The 19,077-nt window shown below is 64.1% G+C and carries 11 protein-coding genes; 5 read left to right on the forward strand and 6 right to left on the reverse strand.

What is annotated here, in order from left to right; translation table 11 throughout:
- Window positions 1–63 precede the first annotated feature (63 nt).
- The 4 genes from gyrB to dnaA all read right to left on the reverse strand — a co-directional run bounded on the left by gyrB (window position 64) and on the right by dnaA (window position 7,423).
- Window positions 64–2,508 (reverse strand): DNA topoisomerase (ATP-hydrolyzing) subunit B, encoded by a 2,445-nt coding sequence (gyrB, locus tag LL962_RS12330; protein WP_228317091.1) that lies wholly within the window; start codon window positions 2,506–2,508, stop codon window positions 64–66.
- Window positions 2,509–2,620: 112 nt separating this feature from the next.
- Window positions 2,621–3,727 carry a DNA replication/repair protein RecF gene (recF, locus tag LL962_RS12335; protein ID WP_228317092.1) on the reverse strand — a complete coding sequence of 369 codons (1,107 nt, stop codon included), beginning with the start codon at window positions 3,725–3,727 and terminating at the stop codon, window positions 2,621–2,623.
- Between the two features lie 988 nt (window positions 3,728–4,715).
- A complete protein-coding gene (gene dnaN / locus LL962_RS12340; RefSeq protein WP_228317093.1) occupies window positions 4,716–5,816 on the reverse strand; it encodes a DNA polymerase III subunit beta in 1,101 nt (366 codons plus the stop codon).
- A 275-nt stretch (window positions 5,817–6,091) separates the two neighbouring features.
- Entirely contained in the window at window positions 6,092–7,423 is a 1,332-nt protein-coding gene (gene dnaA / locus LL962_RS12345; RefSeq protein ID WP_104588204.1) for a chromosomal replication initiator protein DnaA, read from the reverse strand.
- A 239-nt stretch (window positions 7,424–7,662) separates the two neighbouring features.
- Between dnaA and rpmH the strand changes: the two genes are divergently transcribed.
- The 5 genes from rpmH to mnmE all read left to right on the forward strand — a co-directional run bounded on the left by rpmH (window position 7,663) and on the right by mnmE (window position 14,304).
- Complete coding sequence (rpmH, locus tag LL962_RS12350) at window positions 7,663–7,803, forward strand: 50S ribosomal protein L34 (RefSeq protein WP_002805908.1); 141 nt, start codon at window positions 7,663–7,665, stop codon at window positions 7,801–7,803.
- A gap of 38 nt (window positions 7,804–7,841) precedes the next feature.
- Complete coding sequence (rnpA, locus tag LL962_RS12355) at window positions 7,842–8,279, forward strand: ribonuclease P protein component (RefSeq protein WP_228317116.1); 438 nt, start codon at window positions 7,842–7,844, stop codon at window positions 8,277–8,279.
- A 25-nt stretch (window positions 8,280–8,304) separates the two neighbouring features.
- Window positions 8,305–10,026 carry a membrane protein insertase YidC gene (gene yidC / locus LL962_RS12360; protein ID WP_228317094.1) on the forward strand — a complete coding sequence of 574 codons (1,722 nt, stop codon included), beginning with the start codon at window positions 8,305–8,307 and terminating at the stop codon, window positions 10,024–10,026.
- Window positions 10,027–10,102: 76 nt separating this feature from the next.
- A complete protein-coding gene (locus tag LL962_RS12365; protein WP_228317095.1) occupies window positions 10,103–12,802 on the forward strand; it encodes a polysaccharide deacetylase family protein in 2,700 nt (899 codons plus the stop codon).
- Window positions 12,803–12,963: 161 nt separating this feature from the next.
- Window positions 12,964–14,304 (forward strand): tRNA uridine-5-carboxymethylaminomethyl(34) synthesis GTPase MnmE, encoded by a 1,341-nt coding sequence (mnmE, locus tag LL962_RS12370; protein WP_228317096.1) that lies wholly within the window; start codon window positions 12,964–12,966, stop codon window positions 14,302–14,304.
- Between the two features lie 104 nt (window positions 14,305–14,408).
- Here mnmE and LL962_RS12375 read toward each other — a convergent pair whose 3' ends face one another.
- Window positions 14,409–17,453, reverse strand: a complete 3,045-nt coding sequence (locus LL962_RS12375) for a TonB-dependent receptor (protein WP_228317097.1) — start codon at window positions 17,451–17,453, stop codon at window positions 14,409–14,411.
- Between the two features lie 629 nt (window positions 17,454–18,082).
- Complete coding sequence (locus tag LL962_RS12380; protein ID WP_228317098.1) at window positions 18,083–18,940, reverse strand: acid phosphatase; 858 nt, start codon at window positions 18,938–18,940, stop codon at window positions 18,083–18,085.
- Window positions 18,941–19,077: the final 137 nt, after the last annotated feature.

Here is a 19,077-nt window from a genome sequence, read left to right on the forward strand (position 1 = left end):
GTCCTGCCAGCACCGGGGCTGCGGCGTCGCACCGCAGTGCCACGCCACAGCGACAACGGCGACTCAGATATCCAGGTTGGACACCTTCAGCGCGTTATCTTCGATGAAGTCGCGACGCGGTTCCACCACGTCCCCCATCAAGGTGCTGAAGATCTGGTCGGCAGCCACCGCGTCCTCGATGCGCACCTGCAACAGACGGCGCGTATCGGGGTTGACCGTGGTTTCCCACAGCTGCTCGGCATTCATTTCGCCCAGGCCCTTGAAGCGCTGCACCTGGCGGCCCTTCTTCGCCTCTTCCAGCAACCAGGCATGCGCCTGGCCGAAGCTGCCGATCGGATGGGCCTTGTTGCCGCGCACGATCTGGGCACCTTCGCGGATCAGGCCATTGAGAGCCAGTGCCACGTCGCGCAGGGGGCGCAGCTCGCCGCTCTCGAAAGCCGCCATCGGGACCCAGCGGGTGAGCTCCTCGCCCATGTGGCGGCGCGTGACCTCCAGTGTCGCCGGACGCTGCTCGCTCTCCGGCTGGAATTGCAACGCGTAGCGCGCCGTGCCCAGGGTGCCGCGATTGAGCACGGCCTGCAGCGCATCCAGGGTGGGATGCACCTCGCCTTCGGCCTGCAGCTGGGCGACATCCAGCGGCGGCAGATCGATCAGGGCGGTCAGCAGGGCCGGGTCGTAGCGATGCGCATTGCGGGCGATCGCATCGTTGGCGCTGGCGAACAGCAGCAACAGCTTCTCCAATGCTTCGCCGGTGATCGGCGGCTCATCGGCTGCCGGAATCAGCGCTGCGCCTTCGACCGCGCTGCTGGCCAGATAGGCATTGAGCGCGGCATCGTCCTTCAGGTACAGCTCGCTCTTGCCCTGCTTGAGCTTGTACAACGGCGGCAGGCCGATGTAGATGTAGCCGCGCTCGATCAGCTCCGGCATCTGCCGGTAGAAGAAGGTCAGCAGCAGGGTGCGGATGTGCGAGCCGTCCACGTCGGCGTCGGTCATCAGGATGATGCGGTGGTAACGCAGCTTGTCCGGGTTGTATTCGTCGCGGCCGATGCCGGTGCCGAGCGCAGTGATCAGCGTGCCGACCTGGTCGGAGGAGAGCATGCGATCGAAACGCGCGCGTTCGACATTGAGGATCTTGCCGCGCAGCGGCAGCACGGCCTGGTTCTTGCGATTACGCCCCTGCTTGGCAGAACCGCCTGCCGAGTCACCCTCGACGATGAACAGTTCCGACAGCGCCGGATCCTTTTCCTGGCAATCGGCCAGCTTGCCGGGCAGGCCGGCGATATCCAGCGCGCCCTTGCGGCGGGTGAGGTCGCGTGCCTTGCGGGCGGCTTCGCGCGCACGCGCGGCATCGACGATCTTGCCGGTGATGGCCTTGGCTTCGTTCGGATTCTCCTGCAGGAACTCCTGCAGGCGTGCTCCAAACGCATTCTCCACCGCGGGGCGCACGTCGGAACTGACCAGCTTTTCCTTGGTCTGCGAGGAGAAGCTGGGGTCGGGCACCTTGACCGACAGCACCGCGATCATGCCTTCGCGCATGTCGTCGCCGGTCAGCGAGACCTTGGCCTGCTTAGCGATGCCATTCTGCTCGATGTAGCTGCTCAACACCCGGGTCAACGCCCCCCGGAAACCGGCCAGATGGGTGCCGCCGTCCTTCTGCGGAATGTTGTTGGTGAAGCAGTACATGGTTTCCTGGTAGGCGTCGGTCCACTGCAGGGCGACGTCCACCACGATGCCGTTGTGCTCGCCGGTCACCGAAATCACGTTCTGGTGCAGCGGGGTCTTGAGCTGGGCCAGATGCTCCACGAAGCTACGGATACCGCCTTCGTAGTGGAAATCGTCGCGACGCCCGTCGCCACGTTCGTCGATCAGGGTGATCCTGACACCGGAATTGAGGAAGGACAGTTCGCGCAGACGGCGGGCCAGAATGTCGTAGTGGAACTCGACGTCGCTGAAGATCTCCACCGCCGGCTTGAAGCGCAAGGTGGTGCCGCGTTTGGTCGAGGCTTCCAGCTGCTTGAGCGGGTACTGCGGCTCGCCCAGCGCATATTCCTGCTGGTAGTGATAACCGTCGCGCCAGATGTCCAGCCAGAGCTGCTCGGACAGCGCGTTGACCACCGACACGCCCACGCCGTGCAGGCCGCCGGATACCTTGTAGCTGTTGTCGTCGAACTTGCCACCGGCGTGCAGCACGGTGAGGATGACCTCGGCTGCGGAGACGCCTTCTTCCTTGTGGATGTCCACCGGAACGCCGCGCCCGTTATCGGACACGGACACCGACCCGTCGACCAGAATCTTGACCACGATATCGTCGGCGTGGCCGGCCAGCGCTTCGTCGACGGAGTTGTCGACCACCTCGAACACCATGTGATGCAGGCCGGTGCCGTCGTGGACGTCGCCGATGTACATGCCGGGGCGCTTGCGGACGGCTTCCAGGCCCCGCAGCACGGTGATCTTGCTGGAGTCGTAGGTGCCGTTGGGGGGCGTCGGGGTGTTTTGTTCGTCGGTCATGCGCGTGCCGTTGGCTCCACAACACGGGCGTAGGCGGCGGGAGCCGCATCGCACCGTGGGAAAAGGGGGATAGCGTACGAATTATACCAGTCGGCCCGCATGGGCCGTTGGGTCACGACAGCGCCGCCTGCTGGATGAGCGCGCCGTGTTCCACGTGGAACCGGTGCAACAACCCGCCCGCTTCGGCCAGCCCTGGCGGAGTCTCGGTCGCGGTGATCAGCACCTGCGCGGGCGCCTGCGCCAGACGCCGCAGCACGCTGGCCTGGTGGTGTCGATCCAGTTCCGACCCCAGATCGTCCAACGCGATCACTGGCCATTCGCCGCGTTCGTGGGCAAAGTCTTCCGCCTGAGCGAGCAGGCAGGCCAGGGCGGTGAGCTTGGCCTGACCTCGCGACAACGCATCCTTGCCGGGAAGCACATCGAATTGCGGCGCCCAGTCGGCGCGATGCGGCCCTTGCGAGGTATAGCCGTTCTGACGATCGCGCTCGCGTGCCAGCAGCAAGGCATCTGCAAGCGACACCTCGTGACGTTTCCAGCCCGGGGAGAAGCTCAGCGCAGACAGGCCGAGGGACGGGGCGATGGCAGTGACGACCGGAATCAGGCGCTCCTGCAGTCGTTCGAGGTAGTGCAGTCGCCTGGAGGTGAGGGATTCTCCCGACTCGGCAAGTTCATGGTCCCAAGCGTCCAGCATCCGAGGCAGCGCTCCCTGTTTGAGCAGGGCGTTGCGCTGTTTGAGTGCACGCGCATAGCGGCGCCATAGCGCCAGGAAGTCAGGTTCCACGTGGAACAAGCCCCAATCCAGAAAGCGCCGACGCGGTTCGCCGCCCCCACTGATCAGAACGTGGCTTCCTGGCTCGAACGTCACCACCGCAAGCGCCGCGCAGAGGGTGCCCAGCTGGGCGACATCCTCCCCATCGAGTCGCCCGGTCCATTCCTGTCCGCTATGGCGCAGGCCCGCACGCCGCGTGCGGGCCTGCGTCGTGCCGCTGCCCTCCCGCCATTCGACGAAGACCTCCAGATCACCAGCGCCCTGCTGGATCAATCCATCGCGCACCCGGCCACGGAAGCTACGGCCGTAGGCCATCAGGTGAAGTGCCTCGAGCACGCTGGTCTTGCCTGCACCGTTGTCGCCGGTCAGCAGGTTCAGCGAAGTGGCAGGGTAGAGCTCAACCGTCTCGAATCGACGAAGTCGATGGATGGACAACCGCACTACGTGCATCGATCGGTGTACTCCGGGCTGTGATCCGGCGCTCCCGGTCGCAGCGGAGGATACGTGATTGGATAGTTTACGCGCAGCCGGCGCCGGCGATCGCCAGAGGATGGCCTGGGGATAACTTGGGGACAAAAAAGCAGCTGCAAACCCTCACAGCACTTATCCACAAGCCATCAGGCCAAAAACCCGCCTCAAAACACAGGGTTTCGATACCAAAAATCACAATTAAAACAGTTACTTGACCTACTTTTCGGCGAAATCTGCCCCTACCATCACCACAAAGCTCTTAAGTTATTTATAGATTTAAAAGCAAAAGCAGATGTGCATAAGTCAAAACCGGCAAATTCTTGGGACGGCCGAGCGCAAGGCGGCGGGCGGGATCTTCAACCCAATGTCCGAGGGAACACTGAGGACGGACGCGACAGTTTTGTCTCTTTCGCTTCTGAGACTTGGTTGACCTCGATCCACTTCGACACCCGTCATTTATGTTGGCAACCCATTTGACACTGCAAGCAAATATCTGAGACCTGGTCTCTCTTATGTCGCCTTTGCTTGCAGATTGGCCATGTCTAATGCGATCGAATTCGGCGCTAACAGGCAGCTTCACTCTTCCAACGAATTGAATCTCGGTCACTTCTCCGGGATACCGGGTCTCACGGCTGACGCGTCTCGTCATTGCATACCGCGACAGCGATATCTCGCACAGCAGCCAAGGGCGTCCTGCAACAGCCATGGCGAGACCAAACCGTGTGCTGTCTGTCGACGCCATAGCGAGTCGGAAGTGCTCATCGATCAATGGGCGCACCCCCTGCTAAGCCCCAAACCTCCAATTGCGGATGCCTTGAGCGCATCGATGTGTGCTGTAGACCCAATCGATCGCTGGACCTCTTCCCCTGCCCGAGCTCGGCTTCGTCTGCAAGTGTCCAGGTCTTGTCCCCGCGCACAAAAAAGCCCGGCTCTCGCCGGGCTTCCGTGTTCCACGTGGAACGCAACGTCAGAGACGCAGCGGCATCACCACATGTCGCGACTTCTCGCTGCTGGCCTCACGCACCAATGCCGAAGAATTTGCATCGCGCAGCTGGATGACGACATGCTCATCGCGCAGCGCGGACAGCGCATCCAGCAGATAATTCACATTGAAGCCAATGGCCAGATCGTCGACCTTGGTGTCTGCCTCGATCTCTTCCTGGGCTTCTTCCTGCTCCGGGTTGTGTGCACTGATCTTCAGCTGACCCGGCGACACTTCCACGCGCACACCGCGATACTTCTCGTTGGACAGGATGGCTGCACGCTGCAGCGACGCACGCAGGGCCTCGCGATCGACCTTGACCTCGCGGTCCGCACCGATCGGGATGACCGCTTCGTAATCCGGGAAACGGCCGTCGATCAGCTTGGACGTGAACGTGACATCGCCACGCTTGACGCGGATATGGCTGCGCCCCACCTCGAGCTCGACCTCACGATCCGCACCTTCCAACAGGCGCTGCAACTCGGTCACGCCCTTGCGCGGCACGATGATCTGGCGCTTGGCACCGCCGGCCTTCTCCAGCTCCGTTTCGCACAGCGCCAGACGGTGGCCATCGGTCGCCACGCAGCGCAGCAAGCCCTCGCGGAGGTCGAACAGCAGCCCGTTGAGGTAATAACGCACGTCCTGCTGGGCCATCGCGAACGCCGTGCGCTCGATCAGTTCCTTCAAGCCGGCCTCGGGCACCGCCACACGCTCGGTGGCCTCCACTTCGTCGACGGACGGGAAGTCGTTGGCAGGCAAGGTCGCCAGGGTGAACCGGCTACGCCCGGCCTGCACGGTGACCTTATCCCCGCTCTGGGACACGGTGACACGGCTGCCATCGGGCAGGGCTCGCAGGATGTCGAACAGCTTGCGAGCCGGAATCGTGGTCTCTCCGTCCTGCGCATCTTCGACCTGGGTGCGGGAAATCATCTCCACTTCCAGGTCAGTACCCGTCAGCGACAGTTGCCCGTTGTTTACCTGCACCAGCAAATTCGCCAGCACCGGCAATGTCTGACGCCGTTCGACCACATTGACCACCTGGGCCAACGGCTTGAGGAAGGCTTCGCGTTGCAGTGTGAAACGCATGTGGTTCCGTGCCCCTATGCTTTAAAGATGTGGAATAAATCAAAAGCTTGGTGGTGATGGTAGGGCTGTTTTCAGCGGACAACCACTCTAAGCCATTGTTTCAACTCGTTTTTCTAGCCGGAAAAGTCGTTGGACTAGTCTGCCTGGAGCGGTGGGAAAACCTGTGGATAGTTTTCCGCCCGCCACTGCAGACGTATTTATCCACAGATTCTCCCGCATTTGGCACCAACTCATCCACGCTTTTTTCCAAGCCCGACAAACATCGGCGCGCCGCATCACTCGCTGAGCTTGCGAATCAGCTTTTCCCAGTCCTCGCGCAGCTTGCCATCGGCCTCCATCAAGGTGCGAATCTGCCGACAGGCGTGCAGCACGGTGGTGTGGTCGCGACCGGCAAAGGCGTCGCCGATCTCGGGCAGGCTGTGTTCGGTGAGCTCCTTGGCCAGCGCCATCGCCACCTGGCGCGGACGCGCCAGCGAGCGGGTGCGGCGCTTGGACAGCAGATCCTTCATCTGCAGCCCGTAGTAGTCGGCCACGGTCTTCTGGATGTTGGGGATGCCGATGGCCTGCTGCTGGGCACGCAACAGGTCGCGCAGCGTCTCCTGGGCAAACTCCACCGTGATCGAGCGCCCGGTGAAGTTGGCGCGCGCCACCAGCGTGTTGAGAGCACCCTCCAGGTCGCGCACGTTCGAGCGCATCTTCTTGGCGATCAGGAACGCCACGTCGTCCGGAATCTCGGCGCCACGTTCGCGCGCCTTGGCCAGCACGATGGCCGCACGGGTTTCGAAATCCGGTGGATCGATCGCCACCGACAGGCCCCAGGCCAGGCGCGACTTGAGCCGCGGCTCCAGGCCCTCCACCTCGCGCGGATAGCGGTCGCAGGTCAGGATGATCTGCTGGCGGCCATCGAACAGCGCGTTGAAGGTGTGGAAAAACTCTTCCTGGGTGCGATCCTTGCCGGCAAAGAACTGGATGTCGTCGATCAGCAGCGCATCGATCTGCTGGAACTGGCGCTTGAACTGATCCATCGCCTTGTCCTGCAATGCGCGGATCATGGCGCTGAAGAACTGTTCCGACCGCAGGTACATCACCTTGGCGGCCGGATTGGCCTGACGCAGCGCGTTGCCGGCCGCGAACATCAGATGGGTCTTGCCCAGACCGGTGCTGCCGTACAGCAACAAGGGGTTGTGCGCCCGGTCGCCGGGCTTCTGCGCGGCCTGGATCGCGGCGGCCAGACCGAGCTGGTTGCTGCGGCCCTCGACGAAGTTGGCGAAGGTGTAGTGCGAATCCAGGTTGCCGGCGAACGGCACGATCGGGGCGGTGGCGACCGGCGCGCTGGGCGCGGCGGTCGGTGCAGGCGCCGGCTCCGGCGCACGTGGGCGCGAGCCGACGGCCAGTGCCACCTCGCCATTGCCGGCGAAATACGACAACAACTCGCGGATACGCGGCAGGTAGCGTTCGCGGACCTGATCGACGATGAACGCATTGGGCGCATACAGCACGATGCTGTCGCCGCGATCCTCGGCTTGCAGGGGTTTCAACCAGGTGTGGACGTCCTCGGGCGGGAATTCGGCTTCGAGACGTTCCAGACAGCGGGGCCAAGCATCCATCAAAGTGTGATCATCTGTTGCTGGCTGCGGCGCGCAGCAGGGCGCCGTGCACGCAGCCCGGAAGTGAAAAGAGGATGGGCCAGACTAGCATCGCAGGCCGGCTTTTCCCAGACTTATTCACAGGGCCATCCACAGGGCGCGAGCGTCGGGCACGGCGCGAAACTCACAAGGAGTTGACCTGGCATGGAACGAACCTATAAAATTGCCGGTTCACCGTTTCCATTCATGCAGAGGGCCCCATGGCCACCAAGCGTACTTTCCAACCCAGCAACCTGAAGCGAGCACGCGACCATGGCTTCCGCGCACGTATGGCGACCGCCGACGGCCGCAAGATCCTGGCTCGCCGCCGCGCCAAGGGCCGCAAGCGCCTGAGCGCTTGATTGCCGCGCCGCTCCCTGCGGCCGAGGCAGTCCCTAACGTGAACGCATCGAACCCGTGCAGGCGATTTCCTCGTTCTGCGCGGGTTCGTACGCGTGCGCAATATACCGTTGTCTTCGACACCGCGCGCCGTACCTCCGACCCGCTGCTGAGCCTGCATTGGCGCACTGGCGATACGCCGCCGCGTCTGGGCATGGCGGTATCGCGCAAGGTCGATACGCGCGCGGTGGGTCGCAATCGCATCAAGCGCGTGCTGCGCGATGCGATGCGCCACCTGCTGCCCGAGCTGGCGGGTGGCGACTATGTGATCGTGGCGCGTTCGGCAGCCGCCAAGGCGACCAATCCACAGATCCGCGACGCTTTCGTGCGGCTGTTGCGCCGCGCCGGCGCATTGCCCCTGCCTGCCGCGCCCGGCACAATGCCGCCCGCCACGACGGTGTGCCCATCCTCCCTTTCCACGACCGAGCCGGAACGCTAGTTCCGACTGAGTGAGTTGCTGCCCGATGAACCAGACCCGTGTTTTTCTGATCTTTGCCTGGCTGATGGTCGCGGCGCTGCTGTGGATGGAGTGGGGCAAGGACAAGGCGGCCGCCAACGCGCCGGCGTCCGTCACGACCCAGGCCGTGCCGGCCGCGCGGGATCCGGATGCGGCAGCCACACCTGTCACTGTGCCCAACGCACAGGCGATTCCGCAGGCAGGCGCTCCGGGCGCAGTGCCGGCAACCGGCAGCTCCACCACCGCGCCGGCCACCGCAGGCGCCGCACCGGTGTTGACCGTGACTTCGGACGTGTTGCGCCTGAAGCTGGACGGACGCAGCGTGCTGGATGCCGAGCTGTTGCAGTTCCCGCAGACCAAGGACGGCACCGCACCGGTCAGTCTGCTGACCGAAGATCCGGCCCATCCCTATAGCGCGGTCAGCGGCTGGGCCAGCGAACAGTCGCCGGTGCCGGGCGTCGGTGGCTTCCGCGCCGAGCAACCGGGGACGCGCTTCGAGCTGGCCGACGGCCAGAAGACGCTGGTGGTGCCGTTCGTCTGGAATGGCCCCAACGGCGTCTCGATTCGCCGCACCTTCACCCTGGAACGCGGCCGCTATGCCATCGCGATCAAGGACGAGGTGATCAACAAGAGCGGCACGCCCTGGAATGGCTATGTGTTCCGCAAGCTGAGCCGGGTGCCGACCATCCTCAGCCGCGGCATGACCAACCCGGATTCCTTCAGCTTCAATGGGGCCACCTGGTACAGCCCGCAGGAAGGCTACGAGCGCCGTGCGTTCAAGGACTACATGGACGACGGCGGCCTGAATCGCCAGATCACCGGTGGTTGGGTCGCCCTGCTGCAGCACCACTTCTTTACCGCGTGGATCCCGCAGAAGGACCAGGCCTCGCTGTATGTGCTGGCCCAGGACGGTCCGCGCGATGTGGCCGAGCTGCGTGGGCCGGCCTTCACCGTGGCGCCGGGCCAGACCGCGACCACCGAAGCGCGCCTGTGGGTCGGTCCCAAGCTGGTCAGCCAGATCGCCAAGGAAGACGTCAAAGGCCTGGACCGCGTGGTCGATTACAGCCGCTTTTCGCTGATGGCCATCATTGGCCAGGGGCTGTTCTGGGTGCTGAGCCATCTGCACAGCTTCCTGCACAACTGGGGCTGGGCCATCATCGGCCTGGTGGTGCTGCTGCGTCTGGCGCTGTATCCGCTGTCGGCCGCGCAGTACAAGTCCGGTGCCAAGATGCGCCGCTTCCAGCCGCGCCTTGCTCAGCTGAAAGAGCGCTACGGCGACGATCGCGTCAAGTACCAGCAGGCGACGATGGAGCTGTTCAAGAAGGAGAAGATCAACCCGATGGGCGGCTGTCTGCCGCTGCTGATCCAGATGCCGATCTTCTTCGCGCTGTACTGGGTGCTGGTGGAATCGGTGGAACTGCGCCAGGCGCCGTGGCTGGGCTGGATCCAGGACCTGACCGCGCGCGACCCGTACTTCATCCTGCCGGTGCTCAACATCGCCATCATGTGGGCGACGCAGAAGCTGACCCCGACCCCGGGCATGGACCCGATGCAGGCCAAGATGATGCAGTTCATGCCGCTGGTATTCGGCGTCATGATGGCCTTCATGCCGGCCGGCCTGGTGCTGTACTGGGTGGTCAACGGCGGCCTGGGTCTGCTGATCCAGTGGTGGATGATCCGCCAGCATGGCGAGCAGCCGAGCAAGATCATCCAGGCCAACACCAAGTAAGTTCGAGAAGGCCCGCCGCAAGGCGGGCCTTCTGCATACGATCCGCCCTGCCTTCGTCATCGCCAAGGACGCTGCCGTGACCTCACCGCCTTTGCATCGCCTGTTGCTGCGCGCAAGCTGCGCCGGACTGCTGGCTTTGGCTGGCTGCGGCACGCAGCACACCAGCGACCCTGCCGCGGCAACGCCAGCGACCGACGGCGCGGCGAGCACACCGGTGCAAGGCGACGGCGCCGACGCGCGAGCGCTGATCGCACAGCTGCGCGACCAGCTGGATCGCCATCGCCGCATCATCGTGTTGCTGGCCGATGAAGCCAGACAAAGCCCGCGCGATCGCGCCACCTCCAGCAGCGTGGGGCAGCAGTTGTTCCATGAGAATCTGCAGCAGCGTGAACGCATTGCCGCAGCCTTCGATACGGTGCTGGCGTCCAGGGCCCCGACCCGGCTCGCCACCATCGCCACGGTACTGGACGAGGTGGAATCCGCGCCTGACCTTTACGATGCCGACCGCCTGGCATTTGCTGAAGTACTGCGCGATCTGCATGCGCGTATCGGCAAGGACTCGGCACTGCCGGCGGTCAAGCTGCACCAGCGTATCGGCGAGGATCTCGACGCACTGGAAGAGATCGAGCGCAGCTACAACGCCGAGTTGACCCAGATCTTCAGCCGTTTCGACCGCAGCCGCGCGATCGTGCCCAAGCGTGAGAAGTGGGACGACTACGTGGCGCACCTGCGCACGCTGTACACGCGCGAGACCATCCTGCGCGACCACGGCGTGGTGGAGCCGTATCCGTTCTCCGCGCGCGACAGCGACAGCGAAGTGTTCGGCCGCGACCTGCCGCCCAAGACCGTGGTACTCACCTTCGACGATGGCCCGCACAAGGCCTACACCGAACAGATCGTGGCGATCCTCAAGCGCTACGACGTGCCCGGCGTGTTCTTCGAAGTGGGGCGCAACCTCGGTAGCCTGGATGCCAACGGCAAGCCGCAACTCGCGCCGCTGTCCAGGATCAGCCACACGCTGATGGAAGAAGGCTATGCGGTGGGCAACCACAGCCTGACCCATGCGCAGCTGTCCAAGACCACCGGCGCTGCGCTGCGCAGCCAGGTGCTGGATGCCGATATCTTGCTGCGCGCAGTGGACGACAAACGTGCGCCGCTGTTCCGGTTCCCGTATGGCGCGCGCAACGCCGAAGGTTTGCAGCTGCTGGGAGAGGCCGGGCTCAAGTCGATCATGTGGAACATCGACTCGCTGGACTGGGCCGATCCGGTACCGGAATCGATCGTGCAACGCGTGCTGGACCAGGTGAACAGGGAACAGCGCGGCATCGTGTTGTTCCATGACATCCACGACCGCGCAGTCAAGGCCTTGCCGCAGATTCTGGATCGACTGATCGCCGACGGCTACCAGTTCGCCGGCTGGAATGGCCGCGAGTTCTCGGTGGCGCGTGCGCCCAGCGCGGTGGCCGATGCCACGGTGACCACCGGCTACGCGAAATCCTGGGCGATCGTGATCGGCATCGACGATTACGCGCATTGGCCCAAGCTGGAATACGCGGCCAACGATGCGCAAGCGATTGCCAGTACCTTGACCGGGCCGCTGGGATTTCCGTCCTCGCAGGTGATCGTGCTCAAGAACGCACAGGCCACGCGCAACAACATCCTTGCCGCGTTCCATGATCGGCTCGGCGAAGGCCGCGCGCAGACCAACGATCGCGTGTTCGTGTTCTTCGCCGGGCATGGCGCCACCCGTCGGCTCGCATCGGGGCGCGACCTGGGCTACATCATTCCGGTCGATTCGGATCCGCAGCATCTGGCCAGCGACGCGATCGCAATGAGCGATCTGCAGAACATCGCCGAGAGTCTGCAGGCCAAGCACGTGTTGTTCGTGATGGATGCGTGTTACAGCGGGCTGGGCCTGACGCGTGGCGGGCCGACCTCCAGTGCCTATCTGCGCGAAAACGCGCGCCGCATCGCGCGCCAGATGCTCACCGCCGGTGGAGCCGATCAGCAGGTGGCCGACAGCGGGCCGAATGGGCATTCGGTGTTCACCTGGGTGCTGTTGCAGGCGCTGGCCGGCAAGGGCGATCTCAATGGCGATGGCCTGATCACCGGCACCGAGCTGGCCGCGTATGTGGCACCGGCGGTGTCGGCTGTCTCGGCGCAGACGCCGGCGTTCGGCAGCCTGCCCGGATCGCAGGGCGGCGAATTCGTGTTTCAGGTGCCTAGCGGTGAGGAATTCCTCACTGCCGATACCGCGCAGCTGTCGGCCGATGCCATCGCGCTCAACGGGCGCGTGGATGCTGCACGTCCCGCGCCGGCCCCGGCCGGTACCGCTGCCACCGCGGCGCCGGTCACGGTGAAGACGCTACAAGGCGGCGAAGCCAAGCTGGTACTGCCGACGGCGGTGAAGAGCAGCGACCGCCAACGCGCACAGCTGGCCAACGAACGTGGCCTGCAGCTGTACAAGGAAAAGCGCTATGCCGACGCCGCCGAACAATTTGCCCAAGCATTGAAGCTGCGTCCGGACTTCGCGCTGGCTGCCAACAACCTGGGCTTTGTGTACTACCGTCAGCAACGTTATGCCGAAGCGGCGCGTTGGCTGGAAAACACTTTGAAGATCGACCCCTCGCGTGCAGTGGCCTATCTCAATCTCGGCGACGCCTATGCCAAGGCCGGTGATCGCGAGAAGGCGCGCAAGGCGTACTCCACCTATCTGGAACTGCAACCGCAAGGCAGCGGTGCAGAGCAGGCGCGTACCCAGCTGCAGTCGCTGTGATTCCATACGGCTGACGCGTTGCAGCGAAGCTTGTCAGCAGAGCGCGCCCCTGGATGGAGGCGTGATGCGCCAAGGACGGGCATCGGCTGGATGCCACTGCCGGCCGCGCGGTCGATGCGTCGCCGCGCCGGTCTTCTTCAATCCACGTCAGAGCAGTGCCCATGTCGTCTTCCACCTCCACCATCGTTGCCATCGCCAGTGCCGCCGGAGCCGGTGGCGTCGGTATCGTGCGCCTGTCCGGGCCGCGGGCGATGCAGATCGCTGCCGGGTTGGGCGTTGCGCGACTGGAGCCACGGCAGGCGCGGTATGCGCGCTTCCGTGATGTGCAGGGCGAGGTCATCGACGACGGGATTGCGTTGTGGTTCAAGGCGCCGCGCAGCTTCACCGGCGAGGATGTGGTGGAGCTGCAGGGCCACGGCAGCCCGGTCGTGTTGCGGCAGTTGGTGGCGAGATGCGTTGCGCTGGGCGCGCGGCAGGCACGCGCGGGCGAGTTCAGCGAGCGTGCCTTTCTCAATGGCAAACTCGATCTGGCGCAGGCAGAAGCCATCGCCGATCTGATCGCCGCTGGCGATGTGCGCGCCGCACGTGCCGCGCGGCGTTCGCTGGACGGCGTGTTCTCGCGCCGTATCGAGGCGGTGAGCGAGCACCTGACGCGGTTGCGCGTGCACGTGGAAGCGGCGATCGATTTCGCCGACGAGCCGCTCGATACCCTGGGTGGAGCGCAGGTGCGCGCAGGATTGGAGCAGGCCCGCGCCTTGCTGGCCCGGTTGCTGCGCGATGCCGAGCGCGGCCGCAAGCTGCGCGATGGCCTGCATGCCGTACTGATCGGCCCGCCCAATGCCGGCAAGAGCTCGCTGCTCAATGCCTTGGCCGGCAGCGACCGTGCCATCGTCACCGATGTGGCCGGTACCACCCGCGATACCTTGCACGAAGCGATTCGGCTCGATGGCTTCGAGCTGACCCTGGTCGATACCGCCGGCCTGCGCGAGGGGGGCGACGCGATCGAGCGTGAAGGCATGCGCCGCGCACGCGCAGAACTCGAGCGCGCCGATCTGGCGCTGGTGGTGCTGGATGCACGCGATCCGCAGGCGGCACGCGAGGCCATTGGCGATGCGCTCGCTGCGGTACCGCGCCAGCTGTGGATCCACAACAAATGCGATCTGCTGAGCGGCGACCTACCGCTGGACAACGATGCGATCGCAGTCTCGGCGATCACCGGGCAAGGGCTGGAGCAGCTGCACACCCGGCTTCGTGAACTGGCGCTCGGAGATGCAGGCGAAGGCGTGGACGGCGAATTTTCCGCCCGCACTCGTCACGTGGACGCGCTACGCCGCGCCGAACAGCACGCCGATGCCGCCGATCTGGAGTTGCGTTTCGAACAGCTCGAACTGGCCGCCGAAGAATTGCGCCTGGCGCAGGATGCGCTTGGTGAGATCACCGGCAAGCTGAGCGCCGATGAACTCCTCGGGAAGATCTTTTCGAGCTTCTGCATCGGCAAGTGATGCGCCAAGCACAATCGCTGGCGATCACCCTTCCTCTGTCGGTCGGGCGTAAAACAGATCCGGCCTCGTTCGAGGCCGGATCTGTCGATGACGCATGAAGCGATTTAGAAATCGTAGCGAGCGGTCAGACGGAACGAACGGGGCGTCTGATAGTTCTGATCGTTCAGGTAGTTCGGGCTGATCACATCGCGCGATGCTTCACTGAACTCGTTGTACTCGGTGACGCGGTCGTTGTTGAACAGGTTGAAGACGTCGAGTTTGATGCGCAGTTTGTTATCCGCCCAGTTCGGCATGTACACCGCCGCCAGGTCGAACGTCCAGGTCCACGGTGTGCGGCCTTCGTCGCCACGTTGGCGTAGCACGCGGTCGCCCTGAGCATTGAGGCAATAGAAACTTGAGCCGCTGTAGTTTGTCAGTGTGCCCTGGTCAGGCTGCGGGATGTCGTCCAGCGGGATATAGCCCTGGCAGTTGATCGGGCGCCCCGATTGCAACACCAGGTTTCCACCGAGCTGCCATTCCGGTGTGAGGGTGTAGGCACCGAACAGCTTGAGCGTGTGCTGCCGATCGTTCGGTGTCGGCCCGTAGGTGCCATCGGTGAACAAACGGTGGTCGAAGTCCTGGGTCAGGCCTGCGTCTTCCTGCTCCAGCGTTGAATTGACGTAGCCTTCGACGTTGCCGCGTGTTCTGGCGAACGTATACGAGCCCTGGAAGTTGAACTTCTCGCCAGTGCGCTCCCAGAAGAATTCCAGTGCGGTATGCAGGCGGCGATACTCCGGCAAGCCAAAATACGAGGCCGGCAGGGTTGCCAGTTCCAGTTCGCCATCGCCGTTCAAATCGACGTTGATGGTCACATCGCTGCCTGGATTCAGGAAGTAGCAGCTGGGCACCGAGCCGGGATCGAAATCCGGATAGCCGTTGTCTGTCGCCCAGTCGATCCAGGGATTGGTCGTGCAGGTGTCGTCCATACCGGACTTCACTTCGCGGCGGATCATGCGGGCGCCCGCCATCCAGTGTTCGGTCAGCTGCAGCTGGCCACCCAGGATCACTTCGTCCTGGTACATCGGAGAAAGATTGGTGGAAGCCACTGAAGCGGGGTTGGGGGCGACCAGTGAGCCATTGGTCTGGGTCTGGCCGATCTGCGCGCCTTGGCCCACCGGTGTGCCGTCGGCCTCGCTCCAGCCATTGACGAAGTACCAGTTGGACACCGTCGATTCGGCGCCGGTGGCGCGGATACTGGAGTTGCTCGCCACCGGGATGTAGTAGCGGCCAGCGGTACCGAACAGTTTCAGGCTGGAATCGCCCAGGACGTCCCAGGAAAAGCCCAGGCGTGGCGCCATCTTGTAATCGGACTCGATCCAGGCAATGCCATCGCCGTTCTTGTTCTCGAACTTCTCCCCGCGCAGACCGAGCACGGCAAGGAAGTTTTCGGTGACCTGCCAATTGTCTTCCAGGTAGAACGCATTGTTGGTGTTCTCGTAGGTGGAGCTGCTGCTCTGGAACACGCGCGAACGCGCATAGAGCGCTCCACGCGGCACCAGTTGACCGTTGACGGTGCGTCCGGGCTGGCCGGCGAATGCGCCGGTGGCCACGGAATTGCCGGGGACCCTGTAGTACGCCCAGTTGATGCCGCCGGCATAGGTCTGCCCGCGGTGGCTGGATTCGTACTCCTCCTGGTCCACACCGAAGCGCAGCCGGTGATCGCCCAATACCCACTCGCCGTCGACGCGGAACGCCTTGCGGATGTCTTCGTCCGGTTCGGCATTGCGGTCGGCAATGGTGGAAATGGTGCCCGGATTGCAGCCGATATACCGATCAACCACGCTGGTGGTCAGGCCGAAACTGTAGGCCCAGGGGCAGTCGCCACCGGCGGGATTGGCCGGCAGACGTGAGTTGATCAGATTGCTCAGATAGCCGTATTGCGCCGACAGGGTGAAATTGTCGGTGAAGTAGCCGGTGTACTTGAGGATGCCGACCTTGCCGCCATTTTCCATCTCATAGCGTTCGATCGGCGCTTCGTGGCGCCCGACGTTGTAGCGATTCTCGCCGTTGGCATCCAGGTTGTATTCGTATGTGGCGTACTTGGTCTTGGCCTGGTTGTAGATGCCAGTGAATTCGACCAGATTGCTGTCGTTGATGTACCAATCGAGTTTGACCAGACCTTGTGGCGTTGTGTCGCTGACGCGTCGGCTGGTCAGTGCATCGAACGTGTTCTCGGTTTCCTCACGGCCTTCGACCAGCGCGAAGAAGAACAGGCGATCCCGAATGAGTGGACCGCTGGCGTAGGCGGAGTAGATGGTGCTGTCAAACTGGTTGTCGCTGCGATATTGGTACAGCGGGTCCGCGGCGTCCGGGTCGCGCTCGCGCACATTCTTACCCGCGGCGGCGCCCCAGTCCGGTGCCCATTCGACGCTACCGCCGTAATGCCAATCGTTGGAACCGGATTTTGTGACGATGCTGACGATACCGCCCAGCGAGCGGCCGTACTCGGCGCCGTAGCCGCCGGTCTTGACCTGCAACTGGCCGATGCCCTGGAATGGCACGTTGGCGAACGACAGGAACGTGCGCATGTTCGTCACGTCGAAGCCGTTGATGTAGTAGCCGTTCTCGGCCACGGACGAACCGCCAAACGAGGCGAGGTTTCCGGCCCCCAGTCCGCTATCGCCTCTCGTCGCGCCAGGTGCGAGCAGGGCGACCGAGGAAACATCGCTGGCCACCGGCAGCGAGATCAGCTGTTCGGCAGTGAACACCGTGGTGGATTCCACCGACGACACGTCGATGGGATTGAGCGCGCCGGTGCCGATCACGTTGACCCTGTCGAGGGTCGTCGCATTGCTTCCGAACACGACCTGCGAGCCGCTACCGACCTTGACCTCGACTTCCCGCGTCACACCGCCGGCGGTCACCACGTACTTGCCCGGCGGCAGCTGGCTAAAGCTGAATCTGCCGTCGGCTGCGGCGGTCACCGAGCGGGTGATGCCGGTCTGCGGGCTCTGGATGGCAACGGTGCCGCCCGGCTGCCCGCTACCGAAGATGGAACCCACCGCACTCTGCGCCTGCACACCACCTGCCACGCACATGCCCAAGGCAAGGCTCAAGGCACTGCGCGCGACACTTCTGGACAACGAACCACGAACTCCTGGACGCGTCATTCCTCTCTCTCCTGATGAACTACGCTCACAACGACTTCGACTGTGGAACCCAGCTGCCTTGCAGCAACTAAGGGGGGAGGTGCGCTTCAAGTCACAGCAAGTTGAATCACTGTCATCTTTCTGAAGGCCACCTGAAGATTAACCCAGGATTTACGAGTGTGTCATCTTTGGGGAACTTTCGCCTGAAATAGCGCTTCCGGGCCAGGTATCGGCAAGTAGATTCGTGTAGCGAACGATTGCGCCTGCTGGCCCCGCCGCAGGGTCCGGGGCCGAGGTCGTGGTATCCGGCATCCGGGATTCTTCTACTGGATCGACTGACTGAGCGACCCTGAGGCAGACGCCACGAGAGAGGCGCGGGTAAGCACGACCAGACGCGCGAGGACGCACAGGCCGATCGCACGCGCAAGCGAGCGATCCAGGCGACAACGGCAGTCAAATGCGATCAGCCATGACGCAGCGCTGGCTGATTGCCAAGGGGCACGGCAGAGCGGTGTGACGCCCCCAGCAACGAATGGCGTGGGCCGAGGCAGCGCGCTCGGCCCACACCTGCAGCATCGAAGGCGTGTCCGTCAGGTCGTTGTGACTGCGCTTGCAAGCAACGGCCCAGCGCGTCGAGAGTGCGCTGCCGCTTACATCACATCGGGCAACACGGTCTGCAGCGCAGCGTTCTCGGCATCGCAGGCCTGGGATGCAGGTGACCCGGCCCGCGTCGCACGCGCCTTGTCGATCTCGCCGCGTGCTGCAGCCAGATCCTTCTGAAACTCGGTATTGCCATGCAAGGCGGCGACGGTGGCGGCGCCCATGATGCGGCCCTGGAGGACATCGCTCTGCCAGTGCACGTTGCAGACCAGGCGGCTGTCGCCGAAGGCGCGGCCGCGTGCCAGCAGCGCATCGCGGCGGGCGGGGGCGATCTCGGCGAGAATCAGACCCCACGTCCAGCCGATGGCGGTGTGACCGGACGGATAGGAGCCGTTCCTGCGCAGCCCGGCCTCGTCGGCGGGTGTGCACATCGGTTGCGCGTTGCGCATGAACGGGCGCTGGCGTTGATAGCGTGCCTTGGCGGCGCTGGTGCTGGTACTGGCATCGCGCATGCTGCGTTCGAGCAGACGCAGCAGGCGCGGCGTGCCGGCCTGGTCGATCTGCACACCGAGCGCGCAGCTGAAGGCGCCGGCGGCAGCAGGAAAGCTCAGCACCGCATCCTGTGTGGCCAGCTTCCAGCGCGGTGTGTCGCGCAGGGCGAGCATGGCCTTGGCGATGGACTCGTCGTTGGCGAGCGCGGCACTGCCGTCCGCTGGTGGTGGCGGAACCAGCTGCAGGCTGTCGGGGATCTGTTCCCTGTCCAGATAGCCGCGGGCATCGGTGGCAAGCACCGTGCCTGCCGGCGCTGCCGGCTGCCGCGCAGCTGCCAAGCCGCTGCCCAGCACCAACGCGGCGATGGCGACGCCTGCCAGCGTCGGTTGCCGGTGGCGAGCGATACGGTGGGACATGGGCAAATCCTCGACAGAGCACGACCGGAAGAGTGCGCAGATTACGACGGACAGATGACACCTGCATGCCAGCGCAACGCAGCGGCGGCGCGGCAGGCGCATCGCGTGTCGCGGCACTGTCATCTGGCCGTCGTCTC

The organism is Xanthomonas sp. NCPPB 1067, assembly GCF_020783795.1.
GTDB lineage: Bacteria > Pseudomonadota > Gammaproteobacteria > Xanthomonadales > Xanthomonadaceae > Xanthomonas > Xanthomonas melonis.